This is a genomic window from Limosilactobacillus portuensis, from assembly GCF_014838735.1.
Classification (GTDB): domain Bacteria; phylum Bacillota; class Bacilli; order Lactobacillales; family Lactobacillaceae; genus Limosilactobacillus; species Limosilactobacillus portuensis.
This window is the reverse complement of record NZ_JABUXQ010000009.1, coordinates 1-24,329: the sequence shown is the minus strand read 5'-3', so window position 1 is coordinate 24,329 and position 24,329 is coordinate 1. Positions and strand designations below refer to the sequence as shown.

General features: G+C 42.8%; 19 protein-coding genes and 4 pseudogenes. 19 read left to right on the top strand and 4 right to left on the bottom strand.

The annotated features are described in order from the left end of the window. Positions 1–37: 37 nt before the first annotated feature. The 4 genes from HUK49_RS04160 to HUK49_RS04145 all read left to right on the top strand — a co-directional run bounded on the left by HUK49_RS04160 (position 38) and on the right by HUK49_RS04145 (position 4,822). Positions 38–1,564 (top strand): gluconokinase, encoded by a 1,527-nt coding sequence (locus HUK49_RS04160; protein ID WP_191912769.1) that lies wholly within the window; start codon positions 38–40, stop codon positions 1,562–1,564. 30 nt (positions 1,565–1,594) lie between these two features. After that, positions 1,595–2,938, top strand: coding sequence for a gluconate:H+ symporter (locus HUK49_RS04155; protein WP_191912768.1), 1,344 nt, complete (start codon positions 1,595–1,597; stop codon positions 2,936–2,938). A gap of 217 nt (positions 2,939–3,155) precedes the next feature. Next, a complete protein-coding gene (tnpA, locus tag HUK49_RS04150; protein ID WP_191912767.1) occupies positions 3,156–3,620 on the top strand; it encodes an IS200/IS605 family transposase in 465 nt (154 codons plus the stop codon). 200 nt (positions 3,621–3,820) lie between these two features. Next, positions 3,821–4,822 carry a LacI family DNA-binding transcriptional regulator gene (locus tag HUK49_RS04145; RefSeq protein WP_191912766.1) on the top strand — a complete coding sequence of 334 codons (1,002 nt, stop codon included), beginning with the start codon at positions 3,821–3,823 and terminating at the stop codon, positions 4,820–4,822. A gap of 60 nt (positions 4,823–4,882) precedes the next feature. Here the strand turns inward: HUK49_RS04145 and HUK49_RS04140 are convergent. Together HUK49_RS04140 and istA are read right to left on the bottom strand one after the other, a co-directional pair. Next, positions 4,883–5,113, bottom strand: a pseudogene (locus HUK49_RS04140) (ATP-binding protein); the annotation flags it as partial. 9 nt (positions 5,114–5,122) lie between these two features. Next, positions 5,123–6,365: pseudogene (istA, locus tag HUK49_RS04135) on the bottom strand (IS21 family transposase). 123 nt (positions 6,366–6,488) lie between these two features. Between istA and HUK49_RS11545 the strand changes: the two are divergent. The 8 genes and pseudogenes from HUK49_RS11545 (at position 6,489) to HUK49_RS04095 (ending at position 14,432) form a co-directional block, all read left to right on the top strand. Continuing rightward, on the top strand, positions 6,489–8,087 hold the full coding sequence (locus tag HUK49_RS11545) for a preprotein translocase subunit SecA (protein WP_328797257.1): 1,599 nt from the start codon (positions 6,489–6,491) through the stop codon (positions 8,085–8,087). A gap of 20 nt (positions 8,088–8,107) precedes the next feature. Continuing rightward, positions 8,108–9,644 (top strand): annotated as a pseudogene (gene gtfA / locus HUK49_RS04125) (accessory Sec system glycosyltransferase GtfA). Next, positions 9,637–10,980 (top strand): accessory Sec system glycosylation chaperone GtfB, encoded by a 1,344-nt coding sequence (gene gtfB, locus HUK49_RS04120; RefSeq protein ID WP_191912765.1) that lies wholly within the window; start codon positions 9,637–9,639, stop codon positions 10,978–10,980. The pseudogene gtfA and the gene gtfB overlap by 8 nt, the downstream one beginning before the upstream one ends. Beyond that, entirely contained in the window at positions 10,964–11,149 is a 186-nt protein-coding gene (locus HUK49_RS04115) for a hypothetical protein (protein WP_102169239.1), read from the top strand. The genes gtfB and HUK49_RS04115 overlap by 17 nt, the downstream gene beginning before the upstream one ends. A 334-nt stretch (positions 11,150–11,483) precedes the next feature. Beyond that, positions 11,484–12,143 (top strand): amino acid ABC transporter permease, encoded by a 660-nt coding sequence (locus HUK49_RS04110; protein WP_191912764.1) that lies wholly within the window; start codon positions 11,484–11,486, stop codon positions 12,141–12,143. Continuing rightward, positions 12,124–12,801, top strand: coding sequence for an amino acid ABC transporter permease (locus tag HUK49_RS04105; protein WP_003717460.1), 678 nt, complete (start codon positions 12,124–12,126; stop codon positions 12,799–12,801). Before HUK49_RS04110 ends, HUK49_RS04105 begins: the two co-directional genes overlap by 20 nt. A gap of 17 nt (positions 12,802–12,818) precedes the next feature. After that, entirely contained in the window at positions 12,819–13,559 is a 741-nt protein-coding gene (locus HUK49_RS04100) for an amino acid ABC transporter ATP-binding protein (RefSeq protein WP_191912763.1), read from the top strand. A gap of 15 nt (positions 13,560–13,574) precedes the next feature. Beyond that, entirely contained in the window at positions 13,575–14,432 is an 858-nt protein-coding gene (locus HUK49_RS04095) for a transporter substrate-binding domain-containing protein (RefSeq protein WP_191912762.1), read from the top strand. Between the two features lie 376 nt (positions 14,433–14,808). Here HUK49_RS04095 and HUK49_RS04090 read toward each other — a convergent pair whose 3' ends face one another. Further along, positions 14,809–16,212: a C69 family dipeptidase gene (locus tag HUK49_RS04090; RefSeq protein WP_191912761.1), complete on the bottom strand. Its 1,404-nt coding sequence runs from the start codon at positions 16,210–16,212 to the stop codon at positions 14,809–14,811. Between the two features lie 195 nt (positions 16,213–16,407). Here HUK49_RS04090 and HUK49_RS04085 point away from each other — a divergent pair, with 195 nt between their 5' ends. The 7 genes from HUK49_RS04085 to HUK49_RS04055 all read left to right on the top strand — a co-directional run bounded on the left by HUK49_RS04085 (position 16,408) and on the right by HUK49_RS04055 (position 23,586). Beyond that, a complete protein-coding gene (locus tag HUK49_RS04085) occupies positions 16,408–18,240 on the top strand; it encodes a monovalent cation:proton antiporter family protein (protein ID WP_191912760.1) in 1,833 nt (610 codons plus the stop codon). 69 nt (positions 18,241–18,309) lie between these two features. Beyond that, the gene (locus HUK49_RS04080) at positions 18,310–18,495 is read left to right on the top strand and encodes a 2-hydroxymuconate tautomerase (RefSeq protein WP_124031687.1); all 186 of its coding nucleotides are present in this window, start codon (positions 18,310–18,312) and stop codon (positions 18,493–18,495) included. An 84-nt stretch (positions 18,496–18,579) separates the two neighbouring features. Continuing rightward, a complete protein-coding gene (glpK, locus tag HUK49_RS04075; RefSeq protein ID WP_191912759.1) occupies positions 18,580–20,085 on the top strand; it encodes a glycerol kinase GlpK in 1,506 nt (501 codons plus the stop codon). Between the two features lie 37 nt (positions 20,086–20,122). Further along, positions 20,123–20,623, top strand: a complete 501-nt coding sequence (locus HUK49_RS04070; RefSeq protein WP_191912758.1) for a hypothetical protein — start codon at positions 20,123–20,125, stop codon at positions 20,621–20,623. Between the two features lie 210 nt (positions 20,624–20,833). Further along, positions 20,834–21,352, top strand: a complete 519-nt coding sequence (locus tag HUK49_RS04065) for a hypothetical protein (protein ID WP_191912757.1) — start codon at positions 20,834–20,836, stop codon at positions 21,350–21,352. 36 nt (positions 21,353–21,388) lie between these two features. Then, positions 21,389–21,820: a hypothetical protein gene (locus tag HUK49_RS04060; protein WP_191912756.1), complete on the top strand. Its 432-nt coding sequence runs from the start codon at positions 21,389–21,391 to the stop codon at positions 21,818–21,820. Positions 21,821–22,089: 269 nt separating this feature from the next. Further along, a complete protein-coding gene (locus tag HUK49_RS04055; RefSeq protein WP_191912755.1) occupies positions 22,090–23,586 on the top strand; it encodes a hypothetical protein in 1,497 nt (498 codons plus the stop codon). A gap of 621 nt (positions 23,587–24,207) precedes the next feature. Here HUK49_RS04055 and HUK49_RS11185 read toward each other — a convergent pair. Next, positions 24,208–24,329, bottom strand: a pseudogene (locus tag HUK49_RS11185) (IS3 family transposase); the annotation flags it as partial.

The following is a 24,329-nucleotide window of genomic DNA, read 5'->3' as shown; positions in this document are numbered from 1 at the left end:
AAACTAAAACGCTTACAGTAATAGGAGGGGAAGCATTTTGAATTACTACATTGGTGTTGATGTGGGCACGACCAGTACTAAGGCGGTTCTGTATGACGACCAAGCCCACGTTCTCACAACCAGTAAACAGGGATATACGCTTTATCGTGATCCTAGCGGGATGGCGGAACAAGATCCTGATCAATTAGTGGCCGCAGTGGAAAAAGTAATCCACGACGCGGCGGCTCAAGCTGATTTAAAGCAGGGTCAGCTATTAGCAGTCTCTTTTTCTAGCGCAAATCAAAGTGTGATCTTGCTGGACCAGGATTTTCATCCCCAAAGTCGCGTGATGACTTGGGCCGATACGCGGGCCCGCAAAGTAGCGGCTAAGTTAAAGAGTTCAGCTCAAGGTAAGCAAATTTACCTGAAAACCGGGACGCCCATTCACCCGATGTCGCCACTCACTAAGCTGATGTGGCTGCACGAAACAGACGCTGACAAACTTGAGCAAGCGGCCTATATCGGGGATATTAAGTCCTATCTCTTTTACCGCTTGTTCGGGGTCTTTAAGGTCGATATTTCGATCGCTTCATGTACCGGCATGATGAACATTAATTCTGCCGATTGGGATCCGGAAGCATTGCAACTAGCCCATGTACAAGCATCACAATTGCCAAAAATTGTTGCGGGTACCCATCAAGAAGTTGGTCTGCGTCATCAAGCCCAGGTCAAGATGGGAATTCCGGCGGATACCCCGTTTGTCTACGGAGCGTTTGACGGGGCCTTATCTAATTTAGGTGTGGGTGCCTTGTCGCAAGACACAGTTGCCATTACCATCGGCACATCGGCAGCTGTCAGAGTGGTTACCGACCATCCCGTAATCGACCCGCAGCAACGCTTATTCTGCTACGCCGTTGATAATGGTTTATGGGTGATTGGCGGTCCCTTGAATAACGGGGGTGACGTTTTCCAGTGGGCGGTCGAACACCTAGTGGATGCCAGTGCCGTGAAAAATGAAGGCATTGACGCTTATGCCCTGGCCAACGAGGTGATCGCTAACGTGCCGGCCGGTTCGTATGGATTAATCTTCAACCCGTACTTGGGTGGCGAAAGAGCACCTTTGTGGAATGCCAACGCTCGGGGAAGCTTCTTTGGCTTATCGCAGCTGCATACTAGAGCTGACATGCTCCGAGCGGTTATGGAAGGTATCTGTATGAACATTAACAGTGTCTTTAAAGCCGTGCGTGAATTGGTTGGCGAACCGAAGAGTGTCACGGCAACCGGTGGTTTTGCTCAGTCGGCCGTTTGGAAGCAAATGTTAGCCGACGTCTTAAATTGCCCGGTGGAAATCCCGCAGTCTTTTGAATCTGGCTGCCTAGCTGCGGTAGTAATGGCCATGAAGAGCATCGGCCAGGTCAAGGACTTAGCAATCGTGGATAAATTTATCGGGGATAAAGAAACTTACCAACCGGATGCAGCGATTGCGGCCGTCTACCAACAATACCAGCCAGTGTTTGAACAGGTCGTTACCTTGTTATCACCGCTGTACGGTCGGATTACTGATTTACAACAGGCTAATTCATAAGTTTAATCAACTGAAAGGAGAATTCATCACATGCCCTTACTCATTGTCTTAATCGGGGTTATCTTCCTGATTTTCTTAATCGTTAAACTCAAGCTCAATACTTATGTCTCACTGATTATTACCTCATTTCTGATTGCGTTGCTCTTGAAGGTGCCAATTGCTAAAATTCCGAACACCATTGAAGCCGGGATTGGGAGTCAATTAGGACACCTGGCCATTATCTTCGGTTTCGGTTCGATGCTCGGGGCCCTGGTTTCTGACGCCGGTGGTGGTTACCGGATCGCGACAACTTTGATTGATAAGTTTGGCCGGCGCTGGATTCAGTTAGCAATTATTCTCGCATCCTTTATCATTGGCCTGGCCCTGTTCTTTGAAGTTGGTCTGGTTGTCGTATTGCCAATTGTCTTCATCATTGCCCGGGAATTGGACATGCCATTGATCTACCTGGGAATCCCGATGGCCGCTACTTTGAATGTGACCCACGCCTTCTTGCCACCGCACCCGGCACCGACAGCGATTGCTAACATGCTGCACGCTAACTTAGGGCATGTTTTACTGCTAGGGATTATCGCGGCCATCCCGACCATTATTATTGCCGGCCCGGTATTCAACTGGGTGCTGCACAAGGTTTACCCGCAAGTTTACCGTAAAAACATCGATATTTCCGTTTTAGGTGAATACAAGGAATTTAAGCTGGAAGAAACGCCTGGTTTTGGCATTTCTGTTTTAACCGCGATGATGCCGGTTATCCTGATTGCAATCGGGACGATTTGTTCATTCATTATTCCTAAAACCAATCCGGTCGGTGAATTTATTCAATTTGTTTGTGCTCCAGATGAGGCGATGCTGATTTCGTTGATCTTTGCGATCTTTACCATGGGTCTGCACCGCAACAAGAAGATGGCCGAAATCGAAAATTCCTTAACCGCATCTATTAAGCAGATTGCGCCAATGCTGCTGATTATCGGTGGTGGTGGTGCCTTTAAGCAAGTCTTAGTTGCCGGGGGGATCTCCAAGTACGTTTCTGACTTATTCTTGCACACCCACATGTCACCAATTCTGGCGGCTTGGCTGATTACCGCGGTCCTGCGGGTCTGCCTGGGATCTTCAACCGTTTCCGCTTTGACGGCGGCCGGTTTGATCGCCCCAATGGCACAACAATACGGGTCACAATCCGCGATGGCGGCGCTGATGGTTCTGGCAATCGGTGCTGGTTCAGTCTTTTGTGATCACGTTAACGATGCCGGTTTCTGGATGATCAAGTCTTACTTTGGCCTATCATTGAAAGAAACACTCTTGTCCTGGTCAACCTTGACGTCGGTCTTGGCTCTGGCTGGATTGGGCTCGGTATACTTAATTTCGCTGTTTGTATAATTAAATTAAACAAGCAGGCATTTTGTAGCGAAATGCCTGCTTGTTGTTGATTAATGTCTTTAGACCTAGTTGAGCACGGGAGCGTAGCGAGTGTGCGAAACAAAAAACCACCTGCTTTGCGGGTGGGGGATAAAAATTATATAAATAAAGATCTCTTTTGCCTTAAGATGTAGGTGTTCAAGCCAAAATCAAATAAGGGAAAAGAGGTTTTATAAATATGGCTAATAAACTAAATAGCTTAGCCCATACGAAGTGGTTATGTAAGTATCACATCGTATTCATTCCAAAGTATAGACGGAAAATAATTTACAATCAATATCGAAAAGACTTACGCGATTACATCAAATTATTATGTCAGTATAAAGGCGTAAGGATTATTGAAGGTCATTTAATGCCTGACCATGTACATTTGTTAGTAAGTATTCCACCGAAGTTAAGCGTTTCGCAATTCATGGGATATTTGAAGGGCAAAAGCGCTTTGATGATGTTTGATCATCATGCCAATTTAAAATATAAATTTGGTAATCGCCATTTTGGGGCAGAAGGATATTATGTCAGTACGGTAGGGTTGAACGAATCCACCATTAAGAAATATATCCGAGACCAAGAAAAGCATGATATGGTGGTGGATAAGTTAACCACTGTTGAATACTCCGACCCTTTTAAGAGTAAGGCGAAGTAATACGAACACTGCTTAAAGCAGTAGCGAAGTAGTCAGAGCATTTTGGCTTGGACGAAGGAAAAGCCAGCGCCTTGAGACGCTGGCTTATCTTATCGGCTTTTAGCCGAAGAGCAAACCACCCGTTTCACGGGTGGTTATGATTGATGAAACAATCATCATGAGATAAGATATCAATAGTTTGACTGAAGGGTGGATTTAGATTGAAACATACGACCATATCAGAGGTTGCCCGGGCCGCCGGTGTGTCCAATACGACCGTTTCCCGTTATTTGAACGGTAAATATTCGAAGATGGGGGAGCAGACGAAGCAAAATATCGCCGCGACCATCAAGCAATTAAATTATGTGCCGGCAGCTTCGGCCCGTCGGTTGCGATCGGCTAAGTCCAACGTGGTGGGAGTATTGGTCGGCGATATCGGTAACCCCTTTTCCACCTTGCTGGCCAAAGGGATCGATGACATTTTGCAACCAGCTGGCTATGATATCGTCTTGATGAATACTAATAATAGTTGCGAAACGGAAGCCCGTTCCTTAGAGCGCCTCTATGAACTGCAGGCGGATGGCATTATTGTGCAGCCTGACGCCATTCACTTTGACCAATTTCAAGAATGTATTGACCGGCAGATTCCGCTCGTGCTGGCTGACCGGGAAGTGGTCGACCAGCCGGACACGGTCGGCAAGGTGACTAGTGCCAACATGGATGCTTGCTACCGCTTGGGTAGAGTATTACATGCGCGCCATTACCACAATATTTTGTCGATCAGCGCGCATTTTGCGCAGGCTTCCGGCCAGATTCCCCGGATTGCAGGTTTGAAGGCGACGGCGAAGAACTACGGCATGAATTACTATAATCTAGAAACCAAGGGTCATAATCAGCAATGGCTCAAGCGCGAATTGCAAAATGCACTAGATAACTTAATTGGCAAGACGGTGGTGGTTTCATTGATGGGACCAGTACTGTTTGACTTGCTCGACATCTTTCATGAGTTAGGGATTAATTTTCCCGACGATGTCGGTTTAGTCAGTTTTGATGACTGGAGCTGGTCACGTTATGTGCAAGACGGTATTTACCTGATGCGCCAAGACGTGCAGCTAATGGGGAACGTGGCCGCCCGCAAGTTGCTTATTCAAATTGCGCAGGGGACGATGATGAGCAGTACGACCATCCTGCCGGTTAAGATGGTTGATCGGCCGTCGATCTAGTTAATTTTCACACTTTGGTGAATTTCATGGCTCATTATCAATACCGATTGACAATGAGCCGTTAATTGAAGGTTGAAACTGGTAGTTAAAGTCATTAAGCCGTTTGACGACAGGGAAGCGAGCCCGCTTTATCCTTCGCTTTAAGCTTTCCTGTTGTTGATAGGTAATCTCATTATCAGTTAATTCTAATAGAGCTTCACTAAAACTAATTTGGCTGTCGTTGACTTGTTGTCGATAATCAGCAATTGATGCAGCCATATTATGTAAATTTAACTTCGTTAAATTGTCAATTAATCTTTGTTATTGATTCATTTTGCTCCCCCCCCCAATCTGATCATAAATACTAAGGTTGTTATGCATGTAATGGTTAATTTCTTCGTCTGTTTTATCTGCCATCAAATCGCTTCTAAGAATGGCGCGTTTATCATGTGGATCATAATTAAATTGCTTATCGGTTAAATCGTGTTTCTGAATTTCAAAGCCCTGATAAAAAATACGAATAGCTTTACCATCAGTAGTCGGTTTAATTTCAACCTCTTTTCCGATATAATTAGGGGAAACAGAGTATTGATGGTTTTGAAATCTAATCATTGAATCTTGCGATACTTTTCTGGTTTGGACGCTGTTAAAGTATCTTGTGAGGTCATAGTTGAGAGACCGGAAATGCTCTTTTTCTTTTGCCCATAATTCAACTGGCTTTTGGTTATTGCTTTGTGATTTCTCATGATTAAGCCGTTTAGCCAACCGATTAATGATATTGTTCAAAATCATTGATAGTACTGAATTCTCCGTCATAGGGCTTCAAGCGTCCCATTGTTCTTGCTAAGGCCTCAACGCAACCCTTAGTTTGCGGTCTAAATGGCCGACAAGCAATTGAATGGAATCCCGCATCATGACTAAATGATAAAAAGCGTTCGTTGAATTGATGATGATGGAAGTCACTTAACTTATGGTCAACGACAGTTGACATATTATCAAACCAGATTTCTTTAGGAATTCCACCCGTAGCTTTAAAGGCTTCAAATAAACATTTGAATAAAGTGTCCTGCTTCTGATCTAAGGTTAGCTTTAAAAACTTAAACTTAGAATAAGGCAACACATACAAGAAAATACTGAAGGTATGTGGAACACCATTCCGATCAGTCATAGTAACTTGTTCTTTCCAGTCGACTTGAGCACTTAAGCCAATCGTATGCTCAACTCTAATCGTTGCTTTCTTAGTTTGTGCTTTACGGAAACGACGACAATAATCTTTAACGATGGTGTATTTGCCAGTAAAGCCTTTTTCAACGATGAAGTCATAAATCGATCTAGCGGAACAGCCAGCAGTGTATTTATCCTCAATCATGTCTTGATATTCATCTAGCTTACTGCGACGGCTTCGTCGCTTCCTAACAATTGTTGGTTCACCGCTTTGAGCTCTCAAATATGCGGCTTTTACAGTTCGTGGATCAACGCCATACTGTCGTGCAACAGCGGAGTAATTTGGTTTTATTTGCTCTACCACAAAATATCTCATCCTTTCGTAAACTTCTTTTCGCATACTCATCACTTCCTCAAGAGATTGATAAAGTGAGTATACAAAAGATGTAGGAAAACCGACAATTTTAAACCGCCGATTTCCTACATTTTATAACCGCCCTCTACATTTCGTCGGGATAAGGCAATCTGGTTAACGTATAACGGGGTTCAACGAGCCGAACAATATTTCCGGATCCGCAACCTGTATAATGATGAAAGTCGTGAGGTTTACCGTCATATTGCTTTGGCGATGCGGGCTCACTACTTCATGAAAAATGGTCACGACTATCTGGTTGAAAAGGGGAAAGTTGTCCTGCTTGATGAAACTGATGGTCGGCTGAAAAACGGGGTTAAGGTTAATACCGGTCTTCATCAGGCCGTTGAACAAAAGGAGCACGTGAAGATTACCGATAACCAAAAAACAGCTGCTTCAATCACGTTCCCAAGTTTATTCGGATTATTTGATAAGATCTCTGGAATGAGTGGGACGGTTAAGGGTGATGAAGACGAATTTATCAACGTCTATAACATGAAAGTTGTCCAAATTCCGACCCATAAGCCGGTTATTCGGAAAGACTATCCGCCAAAGATTTACCTGACAACTTCCGAAAAGTTAATGCATGCGTTGAATGACGCAATCACGCTCCATAAAGCAGGACGACCGATTCTGCTAGTTGCCGGTTCAGTGGAAAATTCCGAAATTATTTCGGAACTGCTACTTGACCGGGGGATCCCGCACAACGTTCTAAACGCCTTTAACATTGCCCGTGAAGCTGCCATTGTTAAGGATGCCGGTCAGCCAGGAGCCGTTACGGTCGCAACCAACATGGCCGGACGGGGGACCGATATTAAGCTCGGTCCTGGCGTCAAAGAGAAAGGCGGCCTGGCAGTTATTGGGACTGAAATGTTGCCAGAACGGGTTAAACTGCAGCTTGCTGGTCGTGCTGGACGACAGGGAGATCCCGGTTCCAGTCAATTCTATATTTCGTTGGAAGATAGTTATATCGCAAAGGCAAGTACGAAGCGGTTTAAGAAGATGTACCGGAAGTTAGTTGAAAAGCGTCGTAAGGGAGCGATGCCTAAGGAGCTTACGAGCCCCCGGATCCGCCTCAGTTTGGAAATGCTAAAGAGTCGGGTAGCCGATGGTGAGGTCCGGTCACGGAAAAAGACTAATAAGTACGAAGTTGCTCTGCGGATTCAACGAACTCAATTCTATAAGGAACGGGCAAAGTTAATGAATAATGCCCGCCTTGAACGAACAGTTGGTAACTGGCTAAGCGAGGGGATTGACGACTTTCTTAATACCCAGACAGATTGGTCGCCTAGTCAGTTGCAACATTTGATTAACGAGCATTTTACTTATAAGGAAGTTAAGATTCCAGATAATTTAATGTATAACCGTAAGGCACTCAAAAAGTACCTGGAAAACTTATGTACAGATATTCTCAAGGATAAATACAAGACGCTGATTAATACGGAACAGTTAAACCAGTTTTACCGTTCCGCCTTGTTAACCGCCTTGGATAGTTGTTGGACTGATCAGGTTAATTACCTCAATGATTTGCGGATTATTGTTGAACCATGGTCGCTTTCTGGTCGTGATCCCGGTTATATTTATCAAGTAAAGGCCTTTGAATCATACAAGAACATGCTGCGTGAAGCGCGGAAAAAAGCGGTTGATAACTTGCTGCTTAGTCGGATTAAGTTAAACAAGAAGAACCAACTAGTGGTTAGTTTCAACTAGGTAAACGGGAGGACGATTAGATGACTGTATATAATGTCAACCTCGGAATTGGTTGGGCAAGCAGCGGTGTCGAGTACGCCCAGGCTTACCGTGCCCAATCATTACGAAAATTAAAAATACCAGCCAAGTTTATTTTTTCGGATCTAATCTTTGCAAACAACATTGAGGACTTAACGAAAAACCTTGGTTATTCTGACGATGAGATCATCTGGTTTTACAATTTCTTTACTGATGTCAAAATTGCACCATCAGATTATCCCCTGAGTAAGTTTGAGGATGATATTAATCTTAAAGACCGGAGCTTTAACTGTAAGGAGATCAATGGGGGGGTAAGAATTACTTCTATACTTCTGATGAAGAAGGGTTATCGATCAATGTTCGCTTCCATGATCCCGAAAAGAAGACGATTGATCAGGTTTCCTACGTTGCTAATGGGGCAATGGTAAAACGTGATTTCTATTCATACACGAAATACGCAACCGAATATTATAGCGGTGAAAAGAACGGCAACCATGTAGTTTACCGTGACTTCTATAATGAGGATGGTAGTGTTGCTTATACTCAACATCTGCGGGGAAAGCATGAAGTCTTTGAATTCCCTGATCAGATTTATTATTCAAAGAACGCTCTTTACCTTGAAATGTTAAAACGACTTCACCTGACGAAGGATGACACAATTATTCTTGACCGTGAGGATGACGGGAATATTCTGATTAATGGTCAATTGATTTTTGAACACCATAACCCAGCCAAGTTAGTAATTGTCGTTCATGCAGACCACTACGATGAGCACTATACCAACAAGAAGAATGTTTTATGGAATAACTTCTACGAGTACCAGTTTACCCATACAAAGGATGTCGCTAGTTTCATCGTGGCCACTGATAAGCAGCGTGAACTGTTATCCAAGCAGTTTAAGCAATACCAGAACGTGACACCGAACGTTACTACTATTCCGGTGGGAAACTTGCAAAAGCTGACGAAGCCAACTACTAAGCGGAAGCCGCATTCACTAATCACGGCCTCGCGGTTAGCTACCGAAAAGCATATTGACTGGTTAGTGAAGGCAGTTGCTAAGGCGCACAAGGAAGTGCCAGACGTTACCTTGGATATCTACGGTCAGGGTGGCGAAATGGCCCGGCTGACTGAGCTAATTAATCAGTACCATGCTAATGACTATATTCGGTTGATGGGGCAACATGACCTTACCGATGTTTACAAAAACTATGCAGCCTATATTGCTGGTTCCACTAGTGAGGGCTTTGGCCTAAGTCTTTTGGAAGCAGTTGGATCGGGCTTGCCAATGATTGGGTTTGACGTGCCATATGGTAACCAGACCTTCATTGATGATGGCAAGAACGGCTACTTGTTACCATATACTCAGGATTGGAGCGACGATAAGAAGGTCGACCTCTTAGCTGGTGCAGTTGTCAAACTCTTTACCGCTGCTGATCAGGAGAAGTTCATCCAACGCTCCTATGACCTTGCGGAACCATACCTCACCGATAACGTTGCTAAGCGGTGGGGAAGCTATTGGAGGAATTAAAACATGATTAACCTATTTGAAAAATATGATGGCAGTTCTCGTGACTTCCTCTTTTCACAAAAAACGGCAAAGATCAAGATTCCGTCAGTAGCAATGGTTGATGATGGTTTCTTGCCTGACGATGTTGATTCGCCGTTTAAGTATTTCTGTAATTTAACTGATAACCATGATCCGTTGTACTTTGATCAGCTTAAGATTCCGTGCTATTGGCGAATCCTAAGTACAGCCTCCGAGGGCCGGATTTATGATTTAGATAAGAGAAAGGCTCAGATCTTTTATAGTTCTACAAATAACACGCGGCTGGTGAAGGAAGTTCGCTGGTCTGATGATATTGGGCCGGTTTCATGGGTCGATCATTACAATAATCACGGGCACTTATTTGCTAAAACTTATTATGAGAATGGTCAGGCAAAGTACCGGAAGTATTTTGATAATCACGGCAAGATTGTGATTGAGTGGAACCTTACTGCTGGTGACATCTTCTTAAACACCAAGAAGATTCACCGCCACTTTACTTCATTACCGCAGTTCGTCACGTTCTATCTTCAGTTACGAAAGTATAACCTTGATCACATCTTTTATAATTCGCTTAGCTACCCGCTATGGGTAATGGATCAACTACCAGCTGATGGTTCAGACACGCTCTTCTGGAATGAAGATACCGGTGCAGAGATTCCCGGTAATATGCAGTACCTGCTAGACAAGAAGACCAGGACGAAGCATATCGTTTTCCAACGTCACCGTGATTGGATGCGCCGTCGAGAATTATTCCCTAATGGTACTGGTAACGTTAAGGATCTCCATTATTTGGGGATGATTTACCCGCACCCACGAGGGAATAAGCTACAACCAAGTATTCTAATTATGACTAATTCTGACCAAATTGATCATTTAGATGAATTAGTGCGGGCAATGCCAAATATCCAATTCCATATTGCTGCGGTTACCGAAATGTCCGGGAAGCTCCTCGCGTTTGGGGAACGACCAAATGTAACGGTTTATCCAAACGTTAGCCGTCAACGGGCTTTACAATTATTGAAAGACTGTGACGTCTACCTTGATATTAACCGGGGAAGTGAAATTCTTGATAGTGTCCGGGCAGCCTTTGAGCAAAACATGCTAATCCTTGGCTTTAAGGATACTTTGCATGAACCGCAGTTCGTTGCACCGCAAAATGTCTTTGAACAAAACCAGGCCAAAGAAATGACCCAAACGATTTTAACAGCGTTGCTTAAGCCAGCATTGATGGAGAAACTAATCGATACCCAGCGTGAACATGCTAATGATGCGACTGTTGAACAGTACAAAGAAGTGATTGGAGCGTTGACAAATGGCAAAGCAAGATAAAGATAATGAATCAATGGTAGAGAAACATGCCCTTGACCGGTTGAACCATGTTGAAAAGGAACACCGGAAAGCGTATGCTAAGAAACCTGAAAAGTTTAGTCCGGCCAAGATTATTATGGGAATTATCCTGATTATTGTTCTGCTAACCTCATTGGTAAGTATTTTTTAACTAAAACGGGACTTTGTTCAATCGATAACTTACAAAAAGTTAGCATATCCTATTGACTTTTAGCCATTATCGGGTAAAATTTAATTAATTCATCACGAAGGGAGTACAGATTATGCTGAATAATGTCATGCCAAACGAATTCTGTTCTGCTTGTTGCGTTGTTTGTAACAAGTCTTTTGGCGTGATTAAAATTCAGTAATTTGTATTCTAGTAAAATCAAGGGTAATCAAGCTATTTTTGGATTGATTATTAATAAACTAGGCTTACAATTCTGAATTTGAATTGTAAGCCTTTTTTCACTTCGCGGTAAAAGAAAAGAGAGGATGATCTTTATATGGATTGGACGATTATCCAGCAGAGCCTCCCTAACTTTGTCCAAGGGTTTAAATTAACTCTTTGGCTTTCACTAGTTGGGATTGTTGGCTCAATCATTGTTGGAATTATCACCAGTTTAGTACAGTACTTTCGGGTTCCGGGTCTTCGGCAGGTTCTTAACGTTTACGTTGAGGTTGCGAGGAATACTCCATTACTAATTCAGCTATTTTTCTTATACTATGCTTTTCCAGTAATGGGGTTTAAGATGACGGCCGAAACTTGTGGGATTATTGGGTTGATTTTCCTTGGCGGAGCATACATGGCTGAAGGATTCACTGGTGGATTTAATGGGGTTAGTCAAACCCAGATTGATGCTGGTGAAGCACTGGGGATGAATCAGTATCAGCTTGCACGGTACGTTATCCTTCCGCAGGGATTGTCATTGAGTGTTCCAGCGTTAGCGGCTAATATTATTTTCCTAATCAAGGAAACGTCGATCTTTTCCGTAATTGCAATTCCGGAGCTGACTAATACAGCTCTTGACTTGATTGGAATGTACTACCGGTCGAACGAGTACTTGTTTGTGTTGGTAATCGCCTACGCAATTATCTTAATTCCGGTAATCTTACTGCTTGACTGGCTTGAAAGGAGGGTTCGGTATGGCTCATTCGGGAATTAGTGTTTTATTTGAAGGAACGAACTTTGCCCGGTTAATGGGTGGGCTGTGGACATCAGTATGGATTGCGGTTGTTTCGTTAGCAATTGGCTTGTTACTTGGAACAATCTTCGGCCTTTTAAGAACCCTGCCTAGTAGGATTATCCGGTTTATCCTGCTCCTTTACCTCGAGTTCTTTCGGATTGTGCCGACAGTAGTTCTCCTGTTCCTGGTTTACTACATTTTACCGCGACAATTTAATGTTAATTTGCCGGCAACTTGGATGGCAGTTCTAGCATTCTCCTTGTGGGTTGCAGCTGAATTTAGCGATATTGTTCGGGGAGCGCTTGAATCGGTGCCTAAACACCAGCGCGAGTCAGGGTTAGCATTGGGGCTAAATCAATGGCAATTATTCCGTTATGTCCTGTTGCCCCAAGCAATCCAGTTGGAACTCCCAGCAACAATCAACTTAGCAACGCGGGTAATCAAGACAACTTCGCTATTGCTGATGATTAGTGTTATGGATGTCATCAATGTTGGTCAACAGATCATCGAAGCAAATAACCAAACGCACCCAACCGGTATTTTCTGGGTATATGGTCTGATTTTCATCCTCTACTTCATTGTTGACTACCCGTTATCTCTCTGGGCAAAGCATCTCACTGCAAAAGAAGAGCATTAATTTTAGTAGGTGGTAATATGGCAGAAGAAATTCTTAAAGTTGAACATTTAAATAAGTTTTATGGTGATTGGCAAGCTCTTCATGACATTAATTTTGAATTAAAGAAGGGCGAGGTTGTGACGTTACTAGGTCCCTCTGGTTCCGGGAAAAGTACGTTGATCCGTACCCTGAATGGTCTGGAACCATTCCGTGACGGGACTATCTATTTCAAGGGAAATAAAGTTAATCCTTCACCAAAGGAATGGCAGGAGTTGCGCCAAAAGATCGGGATGGCTTTTCAGAGTTACGACTTATTCCCTAACTTGACTGTCCTGGATAACATCCTCTTAGCACCGACAAAGGTCCAGAAGCGGAATCGGGAAGAGGTTAAGAAGGAAGCAATGGCCTTGTTGGAACGGGTTGACTTGGCGGACCAAGCAAATTCATACCCTCGTCAGTTGTCAGGTGGTCAAAAGCAACGAATTGCAATTGTCCGGGCGTTAGCAATGCATCCTGAATTAATGCTTTTCGATGAAGTCACCGCTTCTCTCGATCCAGAAATGGTGCGTGGAGTTCTCGAAATTATTAAGGAGTTATCTGATCGGGATCACATGACGATGATTATTGTTACTCATGAAATGAATTTTGCAGCGCAGATTGCGGATCAAGTTCTCTTCCTGGAAAACGGTCGAATTTTAGAGGAGACACCAGGGAAACAGTTCTTTGAACATCCGCAAACTGCTCGGGCAGAAGAATTCTTATCAAGCATGGAGTTTTAGAAAGGGAGAATTGATATGTTGAAGATTAATTGGAAAAAGATTATTGCTGGGGCTGTTGCTGTAGCAGGAGCAGTTGCCTTGCTTGCTGGTTCAAGTTACCTTAAGCCAGCAACCGTAAATGCTGCGAGCGATTCTAGTTCCGTTTCCGCGATTAAGAAGCGGGGAACTTTACGGGTTGCCGTTTTTGGTGACCTGCTACCATATGGCTGGGTGAACAAGGATGGTAAGCGTGTTGGTTACGATGTTGAATTGGCACGGCGGATGGCAAAGGATCTTGGTGTTAAGCCCAAGTTTGTTCAAGTTAACGCTAACAACCGGGTTGATACGTTGAATTCGAACAAGGCTGATATTGTTTTGGCTAACTTCACCGTTACCCCTGAGCGGAAGAAGGTTGTTGATTTTGCTAAGCCTTACATGAAAGTATCCGTTGGGGTTGTTTCGCCAAAGAAGAAGGCAATCACTAAGGTTAGTCAATTAAAGGGCAAGAAGGTCATCGTTACTAAGGAAACCACCGCTGAAAACTACTTCACTAGTAAGCAACCAGGTGTTCAACTATTGAAGTTTGATTCGAAGACCCAACAATTTAACGCCCTGAAGAATAACCGGGCCGCAGCACTTGCTGATGATAACTCATACCTTTACGCTTGGGTAAAGAATAACCCTAAGTACACCGTTGGTATCAAGAGTATCGGTCCTAAGCAATACATCTCTCCAGCCGTCAAGAAGGGTAACAAGTCCCTCCTCAATTGGAGTAATAAGGAAATCACCAAGTTAAATAAGGAAGACTTCTTTACTAAAGATTACAATAGCCAACTCAAGCCTTACTTCGGTAGCGAAGTCAAGCCATCGGATATTGTGTTGAATAATAAGTAGAGTGCCTTCGCCCCAAAGAGTTCCCGGAAAGCTAGCAATTTCTCTCGACGAAGGCGGCTTGCGTCTAGGAGAGAGGTTGCTAGCTCTAGGGAACTCGGGCGAAGCACGTTTGAGATAGAGTGCGAGCCCGTTTTGGCAATGCTGCATTAGGAGTAACAATTTCTCCCGACTGGATGCTGAAAGCATCTGGGAGGGAGGTTATTAGCTCTAGCAAGTTCCTGGCGAGCACATTTCTACTATGCTGCCTAGAACTTTAGGCGGAAGCTGCGGTCACGGCGAGCACGTTTTTACCATGCCACAGTAAAACACCCAACACAAAAGACCAGCAACACCAATTACAATGTTGCTGGTCTTTTAGTTTTTAAATGATCCTATATTACAAATTCTCATCCGTCTTAAAATTTAACTCGCAGTAATCAGTCATCTTCGTAATTAATTCCATTGCGAGGTTGCGGTAAGCGGTTAGGGTATCGTTAGCAAATTTGTCGCTTTGATCGTTTAAATAGTCGGTTAATGCATCACCTTGCAATGAAGCTGCCTTAGTATCAGTTTCACGGATTAACTTTTGTGCAGCAGCATTCCGTTCTTTTTGAACATCCCGGAGGAGAGGAAGAAAGTCATGAAGGTGACTATCGACCAGGACACTGGCATGCTTGAAGATCCAGTAGGCAGAGTTTAATTGAGCTGGTAATTTTCCTCGACCATAGGCGGCTGGTAACTTAGTAATTCCGTTAAAGAATGGAACGTAGGTACTTTCGTTAGCTACCCCCATGGCGAGCCAGTGAATATCTGGGCCCTTGCGTCCAGTTTGAAGAATGTGTGATTCCTGAGTTTTAGCCAAGCTAATTGGTCGGTATTTGTGGGCATTCGGACTGCTAGTCAATGGATCAAACTCAGTTCCCTCATAGTGATTGCTCAAGTAGTTTTGTGCATCAATCACTGAAAGAAGGCGGTCCGGCTTCATCAAGAATGGTAATTCAGTTGATTCCGGTGTTTCAGCACTAGCCTGACGCGGACTGAACATTTGATGACCAATCCAAACCCGTGGTTCACTATAAATGGCATCTGACCGGTCAGCCGTTCCAAAGATCTTCCGGAAGTTAAATGTTGCTGGATCCGGATTAAGGTGGTTCTTTTCAACGAATTCTTGGATCCCAGGGTGGAACATAAAGTTATTTGGGTTGTTAAAATCAATTTCTTGGATTGCTAATTGGTTAGCGACAACTGCATAGCAATCATCAGGAATTCGCTGGGCAACCCAGTAATGACCAGCACCGCTTTCAAAATACCAGGCTTCATTGTTGTCAGCAAACAGGACCCCGTTAGTTTCGCCCGTCCCGTATTTGGCGATTAAATTACCAAGACGGAGAACTCCTTCACGAGCAGTCTTAACGAATGGCAAAACAACGGTTACCATTGCTTCTTCATTCAGGCCGTTCTTGACTAGTGGATCCGCACCTAATACTAAACTATTGGAATAGGCACTTTCGGTTGCGCTCATTGCAACGTTGTACTCGTTAATTCCGTCTTCTTCAAATAACCCGTACTTATCAGTCCATTCAGGTGTAGCGGAGTAGCGGGCACTGTCATCAGGAAGTTCAAGTTCCAATTTAGTTTCTTTTGAAATGAATTTACGTGGCACAGCACCGTGAGGGTGAACGACCATGTGCTTTGGCCAGGCGGCTTTAGCGTCTTCATTTCGACCAATCATAATTGAGCCATCAATACTGGCTTTTTTTCCAATCAAAATACTCGTACAAGCGGATAATTTGTTTGGCATCTTTAAAACCCCTTTTAATTAATTAAGTGTGAGTACCAAATTGTTCTTAAAATAATGGTTGCTCACTAACATTCTTTCTTAATTATACACCGCTTAGATTGGCAGTGAAAATTTCAACCAGTGAATTCTTTTGCCGTGTACTAGAAAAAGATCATATAATAGATTGATTATTTTTTTCGTAAGAGAGGGAAAATTATGCAACAGTTATCAATGCTGATTATTATGTTGGCGGCACTTATTATCCCGATTGCAATGGCTCGATTTAAGGTTTCAAGTATTCCGACCGCCGTTGCAGAAATCGTTGCGGGAATTCTCCTGGGAAAGAGTGCCTTTAATATTGTTCAGGAAACGTCTTCACTGATGTTGCTTTCTAGTTTAGGGGTAATTATTTTAATGTTCCTCTCCGGAATGGAAATTAATTTTGACCTCTTTAAGAAGGCCCCTGGTCAGAAAAAACGTGATGCTAAGTCCCCAGTTTCAATCGCTGTCCTTAGTTTCATCTGTGTGATTATTACCGCCTTTCTGCTGGGCGTGTTCCTTTACTTCACGGGACTATTTTCCGATATTCTGCTGGCAACGCTACTCTTTTCAACGATTGCTTTAGGGGTTGTTATCGCAACGCTTAAGGAAAAGGAGATCCTCGGTCGGCCGATGGGGCAGACACTCTTGTTAACTGCTGTCCTCGGTGAAGTAATTCCGATGTTGGCATTGACATTTTATGCCTCAATTTACGGTCATAACGCGGGGCGCCTTTGGTTAATCGTGCTTCTTTTCTTGGCAGCCATTTTTCTTTTACGTCGGTTCCGTCAACCCTATGTCTGGTTCAATAATGTTTCTAAGGCGACTACCCAGCTTGATATTCGGCTAGCCTTTTTCCTGATTTTTACTCTGGTGACGGTTGCTGAATCAGTTGGGGCAGAAAATATTCTGGGAGCCTTCCTTGCTGGAATGGTTATGAAATTACTGGAACCAAGCGAGGCTACTCAGGAAAAGTTAACTTCAATTGGTTACGGCTTCTTTATCCCGATCTTCTTTATTATGACGGGGGTTCGATTAGATCTAAAATCGTTATTTGCTAATAGTACTGCACTAGCGTTAATTCCAGTTTTGGTGGCCTGCTTTATTATCGCCAAGCTACCAACAATGTTAATCTATCGTCGGCGGTTTAACAGCCGAAATTCGTTTGCTGGTAGTTTCCTAACCGTTACAACCATTACTTTGGTACTGCCATCACTACAAGTGGCTAAGAACCTTCATGCAATTACAAGCACGCAATCAGATGCCTTCGTGTTGGCGGCCGTGATTGTTTGTGTCGTGGCCCCGATTGTCTTTAATTCAACCTATAAGTTAAATAAAGAAGACCTGGTTAAGGAACGGGTTGTCATTATTGGTGCGAATACCCTAACTGTTCCGGTTGCCCAGCAGTTGTCCCATAATTGGTATGTTGTTCGGATGCTGACCGATAACCAGGATAACTACAAGACTTTCAACAGCGAGGTTGATGATCTAAAATACCTTGAAAAAATTGATGAGCAGGCGCTTGATAACGGTGATTACTTTGATACTGACGTGATGGTTCTTGGCTTCAGAAATGATAACAAGAATTATCAAATGGCAGTCCTAGCAAAAAAGCATGGTGTTAAGCGGGTAATTGCGAGTGTTCAAAACCCAAAGATTTCTACCGAACATATTGATGAGCTTAACCGTCTCGGAGTAGAAATCTTCAATAGCTTTGTGGTCCAGAATAGTGTTCTGCGTTCGCTGATTGAATCACCATCGGTCTTTGAAATGCTGATGAGTGCTCATTCAGGATTATTTGAAGCGACGATTCATAATCAGCGTTATGTTGGTATTGAACTTCGCAGCCTACCATTTATTGATCAAATTACGGTTAGTCGAATTTACCGCAAGCATAAGCCGATTTCGCCAAGCGGGGATACTGTTCTTGAATATGGTGATCACATTCTTTACACCGGGCCGTATGAGATTGTTAACGAAGTACGGAAACGGCTTGGTCGTCGTGGTTAATAAGAATAATTGCCGGAAGATAGTCGATTATGGTAAGATTAAATAAATTTAACAAGGGAGGGCATACAAATGCCATTAGTACATATTGATTTGCTTGAAGGTCGGACTGACGAACAGTTAAAGGCCTTGGTAAAGGATGTTACAGCTGCTATTTCAAAGGATGCTAATGTCCCAGCTGAACGAATTCACATCGTTTTAAATGAAATGCGAAAAGACCGTTACAGCGTTGCTGGCAAGATGGTTAGCGACAAGTAAACAGAGCATTAGAGGGGGCTGGGCAGTTAGCTTGGCTCCCTTTTTTCGACCGTTCCTGAGTTTAATTTGAAAAGGATGAGAATTTTGAATGAACAACAATATGTAATGGCGATTGATGAAGGGACCACTAGTACGCGGGCGATCATCTTTGATCACCAAGGGAATAAAGTAGCAATGAGCCAACGAGAGTTTCCCCAATACTTTCCGCAGCCTGGTTGGGTTGAACATGATGCAATGGAGATTTGGGATGCCGTCCAGTCAGTGATCTCGGATGTCATGATCAAGTCTCAGATCCCACCATATAAGATTGCTTCCATCGGGATTACTAACCAGCGGGAAACCACCGTTATTTGGGATCGTCACACCGGTAAGCCGATCTACCACGCAATTGTTTGGCAGTCAAAACAAACCAGTGAGATTGCTGAACAGCTAATTAAAGACGGCTATAAGGACATGATTCATCAAAAGACCGGGTTGGTAATCGACTCGTACTTTGCAGCAACCAAGATTAAGTGGATCTTGGATCGGGTTCCTGGAGCACGGCAAAAGGCAGCCAATGGTGATTTGCTCTTTGGAACGATCGATACTTGGTTATTATGGAACCTTTCTAGTCGACGGGTTCATGCTACGGATGTTACTAACGCGAGCCGGACAATGCTCTTCAACATCCACGATCTGAAGTGGGATCAGGATATCCTAAAATTATTAGATATTCCAGAAGTAATGCTGCCAGAAGTCAAGCCGAGTTCTGCAATCTATGGCTATACTGGTGATTACCACTTCTTTGGTGTGCAGATCCCAATTGCCGGAATTGCGGGGGACCAACAAGCAGCTTTATTTGGGCAAGCAGCTTATGAGAAGGGTTCGGTTAAGAATACCTATGGGACCGGGGCCTTTATCGTGATGAACACGGGACTGGAACCGACCCTTTCGGATAATGGCCTGTTAACAACGATTGCTTATGGGATCAACGGCAAAACATACTATGCCCTTGAAGGAAGTATTTTTGTTGCCGGGTCTGCAGTGCAATGGTTACGTGATGGCCTGCAGTTATTTAAGCATGCGAGCGAGTCAGAACAAATGGCTGTTGACGCAAAGACTACTGGTGGTGTTTACGTTGTTCCTTCGTTTACCGGACTTGGAGCGCCATACTGGGATCAGGAAGTCCGTGGTGCCATGTTTGGTTTGACCCGGGGAACTAATCGGGGGCACATCGTTCGGGCAACTCTGGAGTCAATCGCCTACCAGACTCGTGATGTCGTTGATACGATGGTTAAGGATACTAACCTACCATTGAAAGCCTTAACCGTAAATGGTGGAGCATCACGCAATAATTTCATGATGCAGTTCCAGGCTGATATTTTACAAACACCAATTAAACGGGCAGCAATGGAGGAAACGACAGCCTTAGGGGCAGCCTTTCTTGCCGGTCTTGCGGTTGACTTTTGGCACGACCAAGATGAAGTAAAGAAGCTCTCAAAGATTGGGGATGAATTTACCCCACAAATGGAACCAGAAAAGGCCGCAACTCTCTATGATGGCTGGCAGCAAGCAATTAAGGCTGCGCAATTTTTTAGTCACGGGGAATAAAATTTAATATTATTGGAGACCGAAAGGAGTTTTTTGAGTGGATCAAAATACTAATCCGCAAAAGTTAATTGATGATCTTCAGCATTGGATTACCGCTAACCGTGAAGACCAGGTATGGACGCAACATGAGTCCCTATACCTCGAAATCCTTGCACAGTGGAAAGCGGTTAATCGTTACCATCCTGAAAATGGAACAGCAGATGATCAGCGATTATACCAGCTATATTGGACAGCTATGGATCAATGGCACCAATCATTTGCCCAGCAAAGTGAAGAAATCTTTGAGGCCTTCCCAATTCAAGCAACAGATAAGGTCGGCTTTTATGACGGTGTTCTTCAAGAATTACAAACTGTTATTTTAGATCGACTACCACAGGTCCAGCAGGCTAAAATTGTGCGAATGACCAGCTTTCTCAATATTTTGCGGGTTAGTGTGAATGATATGACTAAATTAAGTTTGGATAATTTGAACGTTGTTGACATGTCACTGTTATTAGATTATTGGAAGTTTCTTGGGGACGCATTGAAAAAGTTTTAGGATAAATTTGTACATTGCGAAATCAGTTTACTAGGGTTATAGTAATAGTTGAGTAATGAATTAATCTATCAACTGAATTATGAAAAAGAGGTTAGCTTCTATTGCAGTAATTTAATGGAAAACAATTACTGTGTTCTTGTGGATTTTATCCATAAGATAACCGCGATTCTGCTAACGGAATAATGATTTAGCAAAGGCAGTGGTAATATTATGGAAAATAAATCTGAAACGTCAGCAAACAATAAACAGGTCTTAACAACTAGTCAAGCACCGACACAATCGCTCAAAAGAGAAAGTGAATCAGCACCAAAAGACTTATCGACTAATAAGGACGAGAAATCCTTATTTGTTGCGACTGCATTTACGACGGCAACAGGGGAGGGCGAACCGCTCTCTTTACGTGCAAAGATGAGTTTGGCTGATTATCGATCAATGCTTCGGAAACAACTTGAGAATGCGCAGTCTGCGGTATCTAATAATGAATTATCGACAGAACCGGACGTTCAACAGACGACAACGGAATCTGCTGGAAAGAAAATTCAAACAATTTCTATCACCCAACCGCAAACACCAGCATTGGTTAATCCTGCAGCAGTGAAGGCAAAGGTTGACCAAGTTGTTGCTAAAGAAGTTGATGGTCAAGACGGCGAGAAGTTTCTCCAAATTCCAATCAAAGAGATCCGTTTTGTTATTAATGGTAAGCAATCGAATGCTTCAAAGCTAAAATAGTTTCTAGCTAATGGGGAGAGCAACCTGTTTAAAATTATGGGAAACGCAATTAATGTGGTTCCGGCAAAGCAATTTAGCGGTAAAGTTGCTCCGGTTAAGCTGAGCGTAACAACAGTTAATGGTGATCGCCATACGGTCGATTACGTTACCACAATCCTAAAACCGGCAATTAACTATTCTGCTGACCACCAAAAGGATCAAGTTGTTTTTCGTGCTGGAAATACTGATGTTTCCTTAAAGAAGGCTAATGTACAGCAAGTCTTCTTTGCTAAGGATGGTAGTAACACAACAATTATTAATGTTACTGCTAATGGGCAAACTGTTGGTGAGGCACAAATCGATCCAGCAACTGGTAAGATTAACCTGGCTCAGTTATCAGGTTATACCGGTCAATTGGATGAGATTACTGTTCTGATTTATCTAAAGGACAATCAGGTAGTTAAATGTAGCTATCAACCAGTATTTTAAGACTGAACATTTAATTAACAGCAGTTTAATGATTTGTTAATTAATGACGTTAAAAATAGAAGAAAATTATACCTCTATTCAAAAAGATAAAAGGCTAAGTGACGGTGTTTACTTGGCCTTTTATCTTTTTGAACACTTGATAATAAATTTATTGTTATTTTTTTAACAAGTCACTTGAAAAGGAGAATAGAAGGGGCTAATATTAGGTTAAAATAATGTTAAGAAAATTTTAAGGTTATCAGTTGAAAGCCTTGCAGGAGGGACGTTAAATGACCGATTATGATCAAAAAATAAACACCAAACCTAATAACGTGGCCGGTCGGTCCGTTTCCGGCAAGGTTGACGGTAACGCTGCACTGGTTAACAACGTTAATGCTGGGATGGGCCAAAATAAGAGTAAAACGAAGGGTTCGCTTATCATCAATTCAGTTAGTGGTGATATGCAACACCCCGTTCAAGTAGTTTCTTTCTCCCCTAATGCGGCGGGAAAGTATGATCCAATTAGTTTGAAGGCCCCCCAAGGAGTCCTGCTCGATCAATATGGTAATCAAATTACCAGCTTTGATCCCACTACAATTGTAAAAGAGGGGCGAAATGCCCAGATCTACCTTGCTAATATGTTTATTGGTGGTCGGCAACAAAGCTTTGGCTTGTTAGGGACACAGGTTCAGGAAAAGACAATTGATATTCAAAATGATCAGGGCGTCAAAACCTCATTTGCATTGAGCACCTCGCCATACCTTAATGATCCGCAACGGACGCAATTTGTTTCGTTTAACCAGAAGAGTGCTCAACAAGCGGTTGCTACTTTACCGGCACTAAGAGCTGATGACAACGGTCAGCCGATTGCTGGTGCTAATGTGGGAACCTACCAATTAACGTTTGTTGCAACTGATAAGCTATTCCAGTTAAAGGTAGCCTTTTATAATAATGACCTTCAATACGAGGGCAAGATTGCGCCGGTTTACATCATTGCTAATGATGAGTTCTCTCGCGTTGGTTTCTTGCAATATCAGCCAAACACTCTTCTTCCACAATACCATTTGCAGAGAAGAATCATGTTTAGTGATACAACGACGAGTGTGTTCCTATACACGAACCTAACAATTGAGCAGTACCAGACGATGATTAATAACCTGTACAGCAATTCTAGTTATGTTCCGCAAATTACGGCACGGCGGTTAATCCTTCCTAATGGTCAGCCAATTTTGGAATTACCAGTAACCAAGTTAAGCTTCGTGGTTAACGGTCAGGAAACACCAGCCAAAGTACTGAAGCAAAAGTTAATTGGTGGCGGGGTAAATACCTTTACCTTAACCCAAGGAAACAAAATTCATTTTGAAGCGGCTGCTGGATTCAGTGGTCAAACATCGCCAATCAAGCTATTAGCGAAAACCGCAAATGGCGATTCACACGAAGTTGACTTTACGATTGACGTTGCAAAATATGATATTAAAAATACCACATATGTTAATGGTCAGAATGGTCAATCAAAGGTTGAGGTTGTTGCCGGAAAGGTTCTTCCAAATATGAAGATCTCGGCAGCTCAGCCAGCAGTTTTTGTTAAAAACAACAAGACAACGACCGTTATCGAAATGACGGCAAATGGTGAACGAATTGGTGAAGCAGAGATTGAGACTGATACCGGATTAATTACTTATTACCCAGAACGATCATTTGTTGGGACGGTTGATCCCCAAACAGTTTGCGTCTTCATGCGTAACGGTCGTAAGATTTGTACTACTTATCAACCAACGATTCAATAAAGGAGCCGGAAATTAACCCATTTAAGAGCCTGGTTGGCTAACCTAGAACGACGAATGATGATGAAATCATCAGAGTTGTTCGTAGTTAGACTTGAAGGCTCGGGTTAATTCCCGCGATTAGACTTGGTAAGTTTGAAGACTACTGATAAATAATTAGAGGCAGGAAAAAAGCATTTTGCTTTTTTCCTGCCCTTTTTTCGACTTCTCTTAAATCTAAGTTATCAATTGAAAACCAAAAAGCAAAAGTACGGTACAAAAATTGCTAAAAAGTCTATAAGACAATCAACATATGATGGATATTTCATTAGATAAAATAATTGTTTGAAGTTTTTTCTTTTACCAATTAGCTTTAAATAAAAAATAAATTTGTATTTTTCAAAATAACGTTACTTATTTGAAGTTACTAAATGCCGTTAAATAGAGTGATTGACTGCTTTTCAATATTCATTAACCAAACGCATAATTGAATGCTAATAAATGCCTTAACAGTGGTGTTATAGAGAAGTAAACATGTGATAAATAAATTCAATCAAAAGTGTTAACATTTTCTAAGAATCGTAATAAACTATTACTTGATAGGGGTACTGTGCCCTGTCAAGTTTACACATTAAATAATAAAAATTAGTTGGCCTTGCCAAAGCGGTATTCCGCTGCGGTAAGGTCATTTCTCTTCGCTGAGATAAATTTTTCAGTGAAATAGGTAATTCCTTCTCTAACTTGTTCTTCTAGTTCTAATAATGTTT

What these genes read in the sequence shown, in the direction of transcription:
- gtfB (WP_191912765.1), top strand. Translation starts at nt 9,637, where the DNA reads ATGATTAACCTATTTGAAAAATATGATGGCAGTTCTCGTGACTTCCTC.
- HUK49_RS04085 (WP_191912760.1), top strand. Translation starts at nt 16,408, where the DNA reads ATGCAACAGTTATCAATGCTGATTATTATGTTGGCGGCACTTATTATC.
- HUK49_RS04110 (WP_191912764.1), top strand. Translation starts at nt 11,484, where the DNA reads ATGGATTGGACGATTATCCAGCAGAGCCTCCCTAACTTTGTCCAAGGG.
- tnpA (WP_191912767.1), top strand. Translation starts at nt 3,156, where the DNA reads ATGGCTAATAAACTAAATAGCTTAGCCCATACGAAGTGGTTATGTAAG.
- HUK49_RS04115 (WP_102169239.1), top strand. Translation starts at nt 10,964, where the DNA reads ATGGCAAAGCAAGATAAAGATAATGAATCAATGGTAGAGAAACATGCC.
- HUK49_RS04080 (WP_124031687.1), top strand. Translation starts at nt 18,310, where the DNA reads ATGCCATTAGTACATATTGATTTGCTTGAAGGTCGGACTGACGAACAG.
- HUK49_RS04090 (WP_191912761.1), bottom strand. Translation starts at nt 16,212, where the DNA reads ATGCCAAACAAATTATCCGCTTGTACGAGTATTTTGATTGGAAAAAAA.
- HUK49_RS04155 (WP_191912768.1), top strand. Translation starts at nt 1,595, where the DNA reads ATGCCCTTACTCATTGTCTTAATCGGGGTTATCTTCCTGATTTTCTTA.
- HUK49_RS04100 (WP_191912763.1), top strand. Translation starts at nt 12,819, where the DNA reads ATGGCAGAAGAAATTCTTAAAGTTGAACATTTAAATAAGTTTTATGGT.
- HUK49_RS04060 (WP_191912756.1), top strand. Translation starts at nt 21,389, where the DNA reads ATGGGAAACGCAATTAATGTGGTTCCGGCAAAGCAATTTAGCGGTAAA.
- HUK49_RS04105 (WP_003717460.1), top strand. Translation starts at nt 12,124, where the DNA reads ATGGCTCATTCGGGAATTAGTGTTTTATTTGAAGGAACGAACTTTGCC.
- HUK49_RS04065 (WP_191912757.1), top strand. Translation starts at nt 20,834, where the DNA reads ATGGAAAATAAATCTGAAACGTCAGCAAACAATAAACAGGTCTTAACA.
- HUK49_RS04055 (WP_191912755.1), top strand. Translation starts at nt 22,090, where the DNA reads ATGACCGATTATGATCAAAAAATAAACACCAAACCTAATAACGTGGCC.
- HUK49_RS04095 (WP_191912762.1), top strand. Translation starts at nt 13,575, where the DNA reads ATGTTGAAGATTAATTGGAAAAAGATTATTGCTGGGGCTGTTGCTGTA.